The sequence below is a fragment of the Natronosalvus vescus genome (assembly GCF_023973145.1).
Lineage (GTDB): Archaea > Halobacteriota > Halobacteria > Halobacteriales > Natrialbaceae > Natronosalvus > Natronosalvus vescus.
Genome location: NZ_CP099546.1, coordinates 3471643 through 3484748 on the forward strand (window position 1 = coordinate 3471643; position 13106 = coordinate 3484748).

The window sequence follows — 13106 nt, forward strand, 5'->3', positions numbered from 1 at the left end:
GGTTCCGGGTAGTTAAACAGCGACACGAACACGTCGCACCGCTATCGGACAACATTATGATACTAATCGTCTCGTTCCGGTTACTTCACGTCGGTCGACGCCGTCCGTGTCGGTATGCACTATCGGCGCGCGATCGCTGGCCTCTCGATCGCGCTCGTTCTCGTCGGGTTACTTGTCTACGGCGTTGGCTGGGAAGACGTCCTCGAGGCGCTTCGGGCCGCCTCCCCGGCCTACGTCGGTGCCGCGTTTCTCTCGGGTGCGCTCGTGTTGGCACTCCGTGGTGCCGTCGTCGATCGCTTGCTCAGGCCAGTGGCCGGTAGCGCAACCGGAATCGCCTTCGTCGCCGCGTTCCTGTCGGGGTATTTCGCTCGGAGTGCGCTCCCCTGGGGGCGTTCGACGGGATCGCCGGTCATGGCCTTTCTTCTCGCGAAAAACTCCGATTCGCGGTTCGAGGACAATCTCGCCGTCGTCGCACTCGCAGAACTCTTCGTCTTCGTCGGTAGCCTCCTCGTGGCACTCGTCGGCGCGGTTGCCGTCTTCGGCCACGCCGAATACGATCTCTGCTGGACGATCGGTGACGGCCTCTCCCCAGCGGCCATCAGCGACACGACGACCGGTATAGTACTCGTGCTCGGAACGGTGCTCTTCGCCGGCGTCGTTTTAATTTATGCACGCAGCGGCAGCGACCTCGAGACCGTCGCCTACGCGTTCACCCGGCGGGTGGACGACGTCGTACAACCAGTTCCGCGCGTCTCGAGGGCTGACCCTGTGAGCTACCGTCTGGACGGATTTATCCGGACGCTCGAGACGGTGAGTGCTGCACGGCGGACGCTGGTGATCGCTCTCACCATTGGGTTCGTTAGCTGGCTCGTCAACGTACTCCCGCTGTATTTCGCGTTGCTGGCGCTCGGCGTCGAGGGATCGCTCCCGCTGGCGATGCTCTGTGCGCCGCTGGCGGCGTTCGGTGGCGTTATCCCCCTTCCCGGTGGCACCGGTGGAATCGAGGCCGCACTCGTCGTGTTGCTCGTCGCGATCGGGGGCCTCCCGGCCGATCTTGCCACCGCCGTCACCCTCCTCTATCGGCTGACGACCTACTGGCTACACCTGACACTCGGGGGCTCGGGGGCGCTCTTTCTGTCCGTTCGTGGCGATCGGACGCTCACGGTGTGACCGAGATCAGCTGTCGGCTCTCCCAGGCCCAACCCTATACCCACACCCACACTGACGTCGACTCGAGCGACCACAACCACCTGTTCGGAGCCGGATATACATCCAGGAACGCCTCCAAGGCGATGTGCACTCGACAAACAAAAACGAAAAACGAAATCGGACAGGCGATCACTCGATGACGCCCGTTTTCGTCGCCACCTCCCGAGCAGCCCGTTCGTCCATCCCGTCACCCAGAATCGTGTATCGATCGCGGATCGCGTGACAGGTTGTCAGCGCCTCGATCACCGTTTCGTCGTCGATGTCCAGTTCCGCCGCCGTCGTCGGAGCGTCGATGCTCGCGAGGGCGTCCCGAATGTCGACCCAGATACCCCGCTCTCCCCCGTGAAGGTAGGCGATCATGATCGCGCCGACGCCGACCTGGTGGCCGTGCAAGGCTGCCCCCGGCGCGAGCCGATCGAGCTGGTGTGAAAAGAGGTGTTCCGCGCCGCTCGCCGGTCTCGAGGAGCTAGCGATGGACATCGCAACCCCAGAGGAGACGAGCGCCTTCGTGACGATCCACGCCGAGTCCTCGAGACCCGGTTTGATCATGTCCGCGTTGCCGACGAGAATTTCGGCGGTCATCTCCGCGAGCGCAGCGGCATATTCGGAGTACTCGACGTTCTTCAGGCGGTGAGCCAGCCGCCAGTCCATCACGGCCGTGTAATTCGAGATGATGTCCGCACAGCCGGCCGTCGTGAGTTCCCAGGGGGCATTCGCCAGTATCCCGGTGTCAGCGATGACCGCGAGCGGCGGTTCGGCGGCGACGCTGTGGCGGGTGTCGCCGTCCGGAACCGATCCGCGGTTGCTGACGATTCCGTCGTGGCTCGCCGCCGTCGGAACCGAGATGAACCCGGCGTTCAGGTGGTCGGTCGCCATCTTCGCGATGTCGATCGCCTTCCCACCGCCGACGCCCATCAGGTACGACACGTCTTCGGCCTCGGCCGTCTCCAGGACGGTTTCGACCGCGTCGAAACTGGCCTCTTCGACGGTGACGATCGCCGGCTCGATACCCCGTTCCCGGAAGTCCGCCGCAATCGGTTCGGCGGCGAGTTTCCGCGGGGTGGGGCTGGTCACGAGCAGCGGTCGGCCCTCGAGGTGGAGGTCGTCGACGACAGCGACGGTCTCTGAAAGGACGTCGTGTCCGACGACGACGTTCCGCGGGAGTCGAATCCACGTCGACTTCTCGAACATGGTTCAGACCTGGTTCGCCACGGTATAAAGGCGTTCCCTCCCACGACGTCTCAGCGGATTCCGACGGACGGTTTTTAGCCCCCTCCCCTCCACGGGAGTGATATGACCACACCCACCGGCTGGCGCGTTGGCGTCGACGTCGGCGGTACTTTCACGGACGTCGTCACCGTCCGCGATGGGACGATCCACGTCACGAAGACGCCGTCGACCCCCAATGTACCCGACGAGGGCGTCGTCGACGGCCTCGAGGCGCGACGCCGACACGGCGTAGCGAACCGTGATACCCGCCAGGACGCCCAGGACGCCCAGGACGAATCGGGCCTCGAGTACGGCGACATCGACTTCTTCGCGCACGGGACGACCGTCGCGACCAACGCCGTCCTCGAGGGCGAGTGGGCCGACACCGCGCTCGTCACCACCGGGGGCTTTCGGGACGTCCTCGAGATCGGCCGCCAGGCACGTCCCGACATCTACGATTTCGACGTGACGAAACCGGAACCGATCGTCCCCCGCGACAGGCGCTACGAGGTCACCGAACGACTCGACGAACGCGGGCGCGTCGAGACGCCGCTCGAGCCAGAGAGCGTAAACGCTGTCGCCGACGCACTCGCGGATACAGACGTCGATAGCATCGCCATCTCGCTGCTGTTCTCGTTCGAAAACACCGACCACGAGCGACGGGTTCGTGACCGCCTCGAGGATGTGGGTATCGACGCCTCGTTCTCGCTCTCGAGTGACGTCCTCCCCGAAATTCGGGAGTACGAACGGACGCTCGCCACGGCCCTGAACGCTGCACTCAAACCCGTGATGGACGCCTACATCGGTCGCCTCGCCTCGAGCATCGACGACCTCGGGGTTCCCGCTCCGCTCCGTATCATGCAGTCGAACGGGGGACTCATCGACGCCGACCAGGCCCGTAACCGACCGATCAACACGCTCCTTTCGGGACCTGCAGCGGGCGTCCAGGGGGCGGCCCACGTCGCCGGACTCCAGGGTCTCGAGAACGTCCTGACCCTGGACATGGGCGGCACTTCCTGTGACGTGTCGATGATCCGTGACGGCGAGCCCGTCGTCTCGACCGACGTCACCGTGGGCGACTATCCCGTCGGCGTCTCCATGGTCGACGTCCACACGATCGGTGCTGGCGGCGGTTCCATCGCCTGGATCGACGCTGGCGGTGCGCTCCGCGTCGGCCCGAGGTCGGCGGGTGCGGTACCCGGCCCGATCTGCTACGGACGAGGCGGCGAGGAGCCGACCGTGACCGACGCCCATCTGCTCCTCGGTCGGCTCGATCCGGAAGCATTTCTGTCGGACGCTCTCGAGGTCGACGTCGACCGCGTCGAATCGATCGTCGCCGAACGGATCGCCGATCCGCTCGGGATGAGCATCGAGGAGGCCGCCCAGGGGATCCTCGATGTCGCCAATGCGAACATGGAACGCGCCCTCAGGGTCGTGAGCGTCGAACGGGGACACGACCCCCGCGAGTTCGTCCTCGTCGCCTTCGGCGGCGCGGGCCCGCTCCACGCGAGCGCTCTCGCCGATGGACTCGATATCCCGAGAGTGGTGGTTCCCAGAACCGCGGGCGTCCTCTCCGCACTGGGTCTGGTGCTCACCGACCGCATCCACGACGCCAGCACCTCGATGGTCAGACGGCTCGCGGACGTTTCGTCAGAGACCCTCGAGGCCACATTCGAACGGCTCGAGCGCGAGGGGTACGACCGATTGGCCGGTGACGGAACCGCGGACGACGGCACTGACGAGAACGGTCGAATCGTCCTCGAACGCGCCATTGACCTACGATATGTCGGTCAGTCGTTCGATCTGACGATTGCGCTCCCCGACGAACCGGTGACACAATCGGTACTCGAAGTCGCCACCCGACGGTTCCACGAGCGACACGAGCAACGATACGGTCACGCCTCACCCGACGAATCGATCGAACTCGTCACCGTCCGACTGCGAGCTCGCGGCCTCGTCGATACGCCGACGCTCACAGCATCCAATCGAGACGGTGATCCGGACGATGCGATCCGGGAGGAACGGCCAGTCGGATTCGACGAACGAACCCACGACACGCGAATCTACGATCGCGATCGACTGCCAGCCGATGTAGCTCTCGAGGGGCCGGCGATCGTCGAGGGGGCAGAGAGCACCGTCGTCATCCGGCCGGGCCAACACGCGACCGTCGACGAGTACGGCAGCCTTCTCGTGGAGGGAGAGCGATGAGCGACTCTACCGACCCCACCACTGACTCGAGCGGCAGTCGCCGCATCGACGCCGTCACCCTTGAGGTGATCCGCAACGCCTGCAGCGCCATCGCCGAGGAGATGAACGCGAACCTCATCAGAACGGGGTACTCCCCGAATATCAAAGAGCGGCGTGACTGTTCGTGTGCCGTCTTCGACGACAATGGGAGACTGCTCAGTCAGGCTGAGAACATGCCCGTCCACCTCGGCGCGATGCCCTTCTCCGTCGAGGCTGCCCTCGAGCGTTACTCCCCGGAGTCGCTCTCGCCGGGCGATGCGATCCTGGTGAACGACCCGTTCCGTGGCGGAGCGCACCTTCCGGATCTGACGCTCGTGACGCCCGTGTTCGCCGACGACGATATCCCTGAAGACTCAAGCGGTGACGACCGACTACCGCTCGTCGGCTTCGCCGCCAACCGCGCTCACCACGCCGACATCGGCGGCTCAACGGCCGGCAGCGTCGCCGCCGACTCCACGGAGATCTACCAGGAGGGGCTCCGAATCCCGCCGGTGAAACTGTACGATGGGGGCGACCTCGTCGAGGACGTTATGGAACTCCTTCTCGCGAACGTCAGAACGCCCGACGAACGACGAGGCGACATCCGGGCCCAGCAGGCCGCGAACGAAACCGGTCGGGAACGATTGCAGGAGCTCGCGAGTAAATACGGGCTCGAGACGCTTTCAACAGCCATTGCCGAGATTCACGACTACTCGGAGCGGCGAATGCGGGCCGAGATCGACCACCTGCCTGACGGCACCTACGCATTCTCTGACGTCCTCGACGACGACGGCCAGGGAACGATCGACATTCCGATCGAGGCGACCGTCACCGTCGACGGCGACACGATCGGGGTCGACTTCGAGGGGACGGCTCCCCAGACCGCGGGGGCGGTGAACGCGGTGTTTGCGGTCACCGCCTCGGCGACGTACTACGCCGTTCGGTGCGTGACCGATCCGGACGTTCCGCCGAACGACGGCGCCTATCGGCCGATCGAGATCGACGCTCCCGAGGGAACGGTCGTCAACGCGAGTCCGCCCGCTGCGGTCGTCGGGGGAAACCTCGAGGTCTCCCAGCGAGTGACGGACGTAATCCTCGGTGCGCTCGCGGCCGTCGCGCCAGAACGGGCGGTCGCTGCCGGACAGGGGACGATGAACAACGTCACCTTCGGCGGTACCGATCCGCGTGATGGCACCCCCTACGCCTTCTACGAGACCCAGGGTGGCGGCTTCGGCGGTCGGTCGAGCGGCGACGGGATTGACGGCGTCCACGTCCACATGAGCAACACGATGAACACCCCGGCAGAGGTGCTCCAGACGGCGTACCCACTCGCAGTCGAACGGTACGAGTTGCGCCAGGATACCGGCGGTGCCGGGAGACACCGGGGCGGGCTGGGACTGCGTCGTGATATTCGTGTCCGCGACCACGAACCAACGTTCAGCCTCCTTGCCGACCGCCGCCGACACGCTCCGTACGGAATCGACGGCGGTTCCAGGGGCGGGCGCGGCGACGACAAACTGATTCGAGACGGCGAAGAGTACGACCTCGAGCCGAAGATCAAACGGGTTCTCGAGGCAGGCGATATCGTGAGCATCCGAACTCCGGGTGGCGGCGGGTACGGCGATCCGGCTGAGCGCGATCGCGAGGCGATCGAACGTGACCTCGACCTCGAGAAGTGTTCGCTCGAGGCGGCTCGAGACGGGTACAGGTTCGAAACCTCGAGCGAATAACCGCCCGTGGGTGAGATCGGTGGAGCCCAGAGATGAGCGGACAGGTGACCGAAGGTTGGGCCGGGCCGGCTGGTCACGCACTCGCTGCACCGAACCCGGACAACGGACTATGTCATAGGCGGTTTGGCCCCGCTATCGCATATAAACAATTGGGTCGGCTGGAACGTGACGTGCTCAGAGCGTATCGAGGATATCGAGCACGCGCTCTTCGGCCTCGCGTCCAGGGTCGTGCTCGCTGCCATCGCGCTCGCTTTTCAGGTGTTCCTCGAGCGTCCGGGCCATCGCCTCCTCGAGCGGGGTGGACTCCCAGTCGAGTGCGGCGAGTTTGGCCGTCGAGAGGACGTGCGGGTAATCCCGGTAGAAGATGTAGTCGTCCGTCAAGAGGCCGCCAGCCTCGAGTTCGCGGGGGCCGGCGTGGACGAGTTCGACGTCCGCATCGGCGACGTCGGCGATCAATTCGACCATCTCCTGGAGGGTGACGAGACGGCGATCGCCGATGTTGTAGAATTCGCCTGGGTCGCCGCGCTCGGCGACGATTCGAAGCGCGCTGGCGACGTCCTCGACGTAGGCGCGGTGCCAGATGTTGGTTCCGTCGCCGGGGACGATCAGTCGGTCGTACTCGAGGACGCGGTCGAGCCAGAAGTCGAGCCGTTCGGTGTAATCGTGGGGGCCGTAGACGATGCAGGGGCGAACGGACATCGCGTTGACTCCCCGTTCGGCGGCGGCGACCACCGCTCGGTCACCCTCGGCCTTGCGGTTGCCGTAGGTGTCCCCCGATTCGTCGGTCTCCTGTTCGGTCGTGCACGGACGCATCGGCGTCTCGTCCTCGCGTTTCGGGATCTCCTCGCGGCCGTAGGCGTCGCCGCTCGAGATGGAGACGTAGGCGTCGCAGTCGGCGAAAATCTCGGTCGCTGCACGAACGTCCCGCGGGTAGTAGGCCACGCAGTCGAACACCGCGTCTGGGTTCACGTCGGCCGCGGCGGCCTCGAGCGCCGAGTCGTTCGTCCGGTCGCCCTGAACCTGGGTGACGCGGTCGTCGTCGGCGAACGGATTATCGTAATTCCCCCGGTTGAAGATGGTGACGTCGTAGTCGTGGGCGAGCAACTCCTCGACCAGGTGGCGGCCGATGAATCGGGTGCCGCCGATGACGAGTGCGGTGTCCATAGGTGACTCTCGTCCGTCCCCCGCAAAACGGTGACGGAGTCGGCCAACCGCTCGAGTTGGCTCGCGGAATCGCGAACGTTCATTACGGAGGGTTCCGTCTCCCCGGGTATGGGATTTGACGAGATGGACGTCGAAACGATCTGGATGGACGGCGAGTTCGTCGACTGGGACGACGCCCAGGTGCACGTGCTCACCCACGCCCTCCACTACGGAAGCGGCGTCTTCGAAGGCGCACGCTGTTACGAGACCGAGAACGGGCCAGCGCTCTTCCGCTGGGAGGAGCACCTCGACCGGCTCTTTGCCTCCTGTAAGCCCTACGAGATGGAGATTCAGCAATCCCACGAGGAGTTGACGACGGCGACAAAGGAACTCATCCGACGACAGGATCTCGCCTCCTGTTACGTCCGCCCGCTCGCCTTTTACGGCTACGAGAGCCTCGGCGTCAGTCCAGGGGACTGCCCGACCCGGACGATGATCGCCGTCTGGCCCTGGGGTGCCTACCTCGGGGAGGACGCACTCGAGAACGGCATCGACGTGATGGTGTCGTCCTGGCGGAAACACGCCTCGAGCCAGATTCCGACGAACGCGAAGACGACGGGGTTGTACGTCAACAGCATGCTCGCTGGCGAGGAAGCCCGTCGCAACGGCTACGCCGAAGCGATCGTCCTCAACAAGGAGGGGAACGTGGCCGAAGGGCCGGGCGAGAACCTCTTCCTCGTTCGTGACGGCGAGATTTTCACGCCCGGGCTCTCCGAGTCGATCCTCGACGGCATAACGCGCGATTCGGTGATCCGGATCGCCCGCGACCTGGGGTATACGGTGCACGACACCGTCTCGATTTCACGCGGGGAACTCAACACTGCCGACGAGCTGTTCTTCACCGGCTCGGCCGCCGAAGTGACGCCGATCAAGCGGGTCGACAACGTGACGATCGGCGAGGGCACTCGTGGGCCGATCACCGAGGAGATCCAGACGCGGTTCTTCGACATCGTCGAAGGGCGCACCGACGAGTACGAGGAGTGGTTCGAGTACGTCTAGACGCTCTTTAACTAGGGTTCTGCCAGTGACCGGATCGACCTACGATCAATCTGGGCCTACTGTGACCGGCCTCTTCATCTTCGACAATACCGATGCACTACTGGCGAGAGCGTCCACTCGAGCAGTCGATTCCGCTTTGCGACCATCGTGTGAAATGCTCGGGTACCGGCCGATTGCTCGAGCAGTGAGCCACTGTTCCGATCACCGTCGAAGAATTTCGTGAGGCTCTGTTGAACCCTTAGCTGGTGATCGGTTTCAGGAGTCGTGCTGAATACAGAGCGCGAATGTGGCACAGACTGAGGCGGGATCTGCGAGGGTTAGTGATCGGTCAGTACAGGGTATACAGTAGCCAGTATCAGAACTCATCTAGGAGGTCTACTTATCCATAGCGGACATTACCTCAATCCCGAAACCAAAAATCCCAATAATGAATCCGATCAGCATGATCGTCGCTGCAGTCTCCATTCCAGATGGACCAATAAACACGGAGAAGCCCCCAAACAGCACAGTGAGGATACCAAATCGTTGTAATGCTGCTCCAGCCATTGTAGGTTCAGTAAGACTGACTAAGTAAGTACATTCTGGTTGACCTACGCATGACTTTGGTTTCAGAATCCTACATTGGATACTGCTGTTCAACAAACAGCTGTATGTACCGGTTGGATTCGCCTGAAGGTGTGAAATGAACGTGGGCGCCGTGCTGAACTCACCCTCTAAATTCAGCACCCAATTCGTATCAACCGTTGAAGATTACACAGACCAACTCGAGGTGTTCCGATCAGGTCACAGATCCTCGAGCCACTCTGCGAAATCGGTCTGGAGGAACTCGACGTAATCGAGCACGCCGAGGAGCAGTGAGACGAAGAGGACGATCAAGACTGGGACGCGAACGGCCCAGATCCAGTACGTCCCGAGGTTCCCGAGCGGGCCGATACCGCGTCCGAGTTCCTCGATTGCGTCGTCGGCCCAGAACCAGGCGACGTATGCCGAAATGAGCAGGCCACCCAGCAACAGCAGGATGCCGTCGGCGAACCCGTCCAGGAGGTCGAGGAGAACGAGATCCCAGGCGGGGAGCAGGCCGAGGACGAACAGGCCACCGCAGACGGCGAGGGTGGCTGTCAGTCGATCCATGCCGCGTTCGTCGATGGCGTAGGAGACGACGACCTCGGTCAGACTGATCGCGCTCGAGAGCGCTGCGATGGCGACGGTACCGAAGAAGATGGCACCGATGATGCCACCGAGCGGAAGTTCACCGAAGGCCGCAGAGAGGCTGATGAAGATCGCACCGGCACCTGGATCTCCCGGGTCGACACCGGCAGTGAAGAGAATCGGGAAGACGACCAGGCCGACGACGACCGCGATGGCGGTGTCGAAGCCGATGATCACCACCCCGTCTTCGGCCAGGTTTCGGTCAGAGCCGAGATAGGAGGCGTACGTGATCATGATCCCGAAGCCGAGAGACAGCGTGAAAAACGCCTGTCCGGCAGCGGCGGGCAGGACGGTCGTCCAGTCGGCGGCGAGTTGCTGGAAGTCGGGTGAGAGATAGTAGCTGTACGCTTCCGAGGCCCCCTCGAGGGTGAACGCCCAGAGGGCGAGGCCGACGGTGATCGCGATGATCGCCGGCACCATCACCTTCACCGCGAGTTCGATCCCGCGACGGATGCCGAAGCCGACGATGGCGACGACGATGAGCAAGAACAGCGCGTGGAAGGCCATCGCCTCGACGCCCTGTGCGAGCTCGAGGAACTGCCCACCGGCCCCGTCGACGTCGCTCACGTAGTCTCCCTGGAGACCGAGAATCGTATAGCGGATCGTCCAGCCGGCGACGACGCTGTAGTAGGACATGATGACGAACGTCGTGACGACGAAGATCCAGCCGACGTATCGCCAGGCACCGCTCCCGATTTCTCGGAGCGCTCCAACCGGATTCCGCTTGGTGTGCCGCCCAATGACGAACTCCACGAGAATAACCGGGAGTCCAATTAGCGCGACGAACAGCAAATAGATCAGGAGAAATCCGGCCCCGCCGCTTTCGCCGGTGACGAACGGGAATCGCCAGATGTTTCCCAGTCCAACTGCGCTGCCGACGGCTGCCAGGACAAAGCCCGTCCTGGTGGCCCAGGTTTCGCGTTGACCCATATGCTGGCCACCACAATGGGCCTTTTAAACGCTTTGGGACCTGTTAATTCTTCACATTCAACCAACAGTCTCGAGTGTGAGAATGTGTTGTGTGCACCACGACCGCTTCGATCGACCTGCGTTCTGACGTACGAGAACGCGCTCTCTGAACCGCGCTGGATCGCCCTCGAAAACGTCATGACTGATCGGCACTGCCCTCGTCGAGGGATCCCTGTTTCTCCGCCCCGAGTCGCTCGAGGTCGCGTTCCGGATTTGCCTCGTTGCGACCGCCTGCCTTCCCGGTGAGTTCCCCCTAGACGGCCTCGCGAACCTCGACAGGGGACTCGAAGGTTTCGCCGGCGAGGCGGTCGAAGACGCTGCCGAGGGACTCCGTCTCGTTGGGAAGGTCGATCGAATCCAGGGCGTACTCGGTCGCGCGTTCCTCGCTGCTGACGGGGTATTCGACCTCGCCAAGGTGACGCTCGACGTCCTCGAGGATCGATTCGACGGTGTCGGCTCGGTCGCGTTTCCGGGCTTCTGCTCGATCCTGCACGCGGTCTCGGCTGGGTTCCTCGTCATGGCCAGCGCTATGACGGTCGGTCGGAAAAGCGAGTGGCTGGCAAGCGCGTGTGTGGGTCACGGTCTCGAGATACCGCTGGTGCTCGACGCCTCGAGCCCCTATCTGGTGTGTTTTCCTCGAGCCGTCACTGGTACGTTCCCGACACAGCTGCTCGGGCCATCATCGATTCTCGAGATAGCAGGAAGGGATGGAAGAGGAAGCAACACTGGACGAGAACGGTCTCAGCGAGACTGTTCCGTGGTGGCCTCTGCGGTAGCCGCTCTGGTGCCCGATTTTGACGTTTCGACGACGTACCGACCGGGGAGTTCGGGGTTGGGCTCCCTCCCGACGGTGAAAAAGCGCTCGGTGCGTGTCAGTTCCTCCGAGGCCGGACTCGATTTCGTGAACTGTTCGAAGCCCACGGCAACGCCGTCGGCATCTGCTTCGGCTGCGGGCGCGATCCGAACGGCTGCGAGCTGGTAGGACGGATAGAACACCGGCGGCAGGATACCGATGATCCCGTCCCGACGGTGGAGTCGTTTGAGCCACGTTCCCGAATTGACGAGGACGCCGCCATCGACCTCCTGAATCCCCGGTCGGTGGGTGTGGCCGTAACAGAAAATCGTCGTCTCCGGACGCTCGGTAAAGATCTCTCGAGCGGCTTCCTCGTAGGGGGCTTCGGGGTCGACGGTGAGGTCGGTTTCGAACACGCCAAAGCGGTTGACGGTCTTTCTGACGTCCCGGCGGATGAAATACAGCGGAATTCCCACGAGCAACAACAACCCGGCGACGGCGATGTTGATCGCGAAGAAGAACCACGCGGCGGTGCCGGCTCTGCCGAACTGCCCGAGGAACGTCGTCGTCTGCTCGATCGGTGCCGACCAGACGCCGGCCAGATCCAGTCCGACGAGAATCGCGAGGAGGGCGCTGATGTTGAACAACAGCAAGAACGGCACCAGCGAGTAGCGCAACAGCGGATTCATCTCACGGTAGAAGTACTTCGAGAAGAGCCAGACGGGCATTCGTTCGGTCGGGGTGACCGCCTGGACGTCCTTCAGCCAGTTGTACCGTCCACGATCGGAGAGCTGACCGGCACGGCTGGTGACGAGGGTGTTGTAGAAGTAGCCCAGGGGCGTCGCGTGTGGGTTCCCCCAGTCCTCGATCCGGTTGTTGTCATCGCGCTGGTGGCCGTGTTCGAAGTGGATCACCTGCTCGCCAACCGCCCGCGTGGTCGACTGTTCTTGCACCAGGTCGACGTTGTACGCAGCAAACCGATCGACGTACTCGTCGTACGCCGCCAGTTCGTGGTCGTGATTGCCCGGCATCAACGTGATGTGTACGTTCTCCCCGGTTGCCCGAAACTGCTCGAACAGCTCCGGATACGTCCGCTCGAGGACGTCGAACTTCTCGAGACCGTCGACTGTCGTAAACTCCCAGAGACCGAACGCGTCGCCGTTGATGATCAACTCGGCGTCTTCGTCGGTCTTCTCGAGTCGCTCGAGGAAGGCGAGCAGTTCGTCGAGAAACTCGACGTCCTCGAGTTGCTCGTCGCCGCCGATGTGGAGGTCGCTGATGACGTAGTAAACCCGGTCATCGGTATCGGGGGCCATTACGTCCACATCTCCGTTCCCATTCAAAGAATGTTGCCTTCGATAGTGGTTCGAGTCAGCCCGTACACAGGATGTCCCTCGTACTGGATGGGTAGTGACCGACGTATCCCACCCGGTGGACTCGAGTGATGCTGGTGATCGTGTGCATCCGGCTGTTGCCCGGGTCGTTTCAGGGGCACTCTTCGAATTTCAACGGGCGTACGAGTCTGGGCACCGGTTCACGACCGCCGTCGTGTCTCCAGT

General features: G+C 63.2%; 9 protein-coding genes and 1 pseudogene. 4 read left to right on the top strand and 6 right to left on the bottom strand.

Translation table 11 applies throughout. The features are described from left to right. Window positions 1–114: 114 nt before the first annotated feature. Window positions 115–1170 carry a lysylphosphatidylglycerol synthase transmembrane domain-containing protein gene (locus NGM68_RS16435; RefSeq protein ID WP_252699305.1) on the top strand — a complete coding sequence of 352 codons (1056 nt, stop codon included), beginning with the start codon at window positions 115–117 and terminating at the stop codon, window positions 1168–1170. A gap of 168 nt (window positions 1171–1338) precedes the next feature. Here NGM68_RS16435 and NGM68_RS16440 read toward each other — a convergent pair whose 3' ends face one another. Then, window positions 1339–2400 (bottom strand): NAD(P)-dependent glycerol-1-phosphate dehydrogenase, encoded by a 1062-nt coding sequence (locus NGM68_RS16440; RefSeq protein WP_252699306.1) that lies wholly within the window; start codon window positions 2398–2400, stop codon window positions 1339–1341. A gap of 102 nt (window positions 2401–2502) precedes the next feature. Here NGM68_RS16440 and NGM68_RS16445 point away from each other — a divergent pair, with 102 nt between their 5' ends. Then, on the top strand, window positions 2503–4626 hold the full coding sequence (locus tag NGM68_RS16445) for a hydantoinase/oxoprolinase family protein (RefSeq protein WP_252699307.1): 2124 nt from the start codon (window positions 2503–2505) through the stop codon (window positions 4624–4626). Then, the gene (locus tag NGM68_RS16450) at window positions 4623–6374 is read left to right on the top strand and encodes a hydantoinase B/oxoprolinase family protein (RefSeq protein WP_252699308.1); all 1752 of its coding nucleotides are present in this window, start codon (window positions 4623–4625) and stop codon (window positions 6372–6374) included. The genes NGM68_RS16445 and NGM68_RS16450 overlap by 4 nt, the downstream gene beginning before the upstream one ends. Window positions 6375–6548: 174 nt before the next feature. Here the strand turns inward: NGM68_RS16450 and NGM68_RS16455 are convergent, their stop codons facing one another. Continuing rightward, window positions 6549–7538, bottom strand: a complete 990-nt coding sequence (locus NGM68_RS16455) for an NAD-dependent epimerase/dehydratase family protein (RefSeq protein ID WP_252699309.1) — start codon at window positions 7536–7538, stop codon at window positions 6549–6551. A 108-nt stretch (window positions 7539–7646) separates the two neighbouring features. Between NGM68_RS16455 and NGM68_RS16460 the strand changes: the two genes are divergently transcribed. Next, on the top strand, window positions 7647–8576 hold the full coding sequence (locus NGM68_RS16460) for a branched-chain amino acid transaminase (RefSeq protein ID WP_252699310.1): 930 nt from the start codon (window positions 7647–7649) through the stop codon (window positions 8574–8576). Between the two features lie 375 nt (window positions 8577–8951). On the opposite strand, the gene NGM68_RS16465 is transcribed toward NGM68_RS16460, so the two are convergent. From NGM68_RS16465 to NGM68_RS16480, 4 genes and pseudogenes are all read right to left on the bottom strand, one after another. Further along, window positions 8952–9122, bottom strand: a complete 171-nt coding sequence (locus NGM68_RS16465) for a hypothetical protein (protein WP_252699311.1) — start codon at window positions 9120–9122, stop codon at window positions 8952–8954. 237 nt (window positions 9123–9359) lie between these two features. Further along, window positions 9360–10715, bottom strand: a complete 1356-nt coding sequence (locus tag NGM68_RS16470; RefSeq protein WP_252699312.1) for a sodium-dependent transporter — start codon at window positions 10713–10715, stop codon at window positions 9360–9362. Between the two features lie 175 nt (window positions 10716–10890). Beyond that, window positions 10891–11247, bottom strand: a pseudogene (locus tag NGM68_RS16475) (DUF5789 family protein). Window positions 11248–11495: 248 nt separating this feature from the next. Beyond that, the gene (locus NGM68_RS16480; protein WP_252699313.1) at window positions 11496–12863 is read right to left on the bottom strand and encodes a metallophosphoesterase; all 1368 of its coding nucleotides are present in this window, start codon (window positions 12861–12863) and stop codon (window positions 11496–11498) included. Between the last annotated feature and the right edge of the window lie 243 nt (window positions 12864–13106).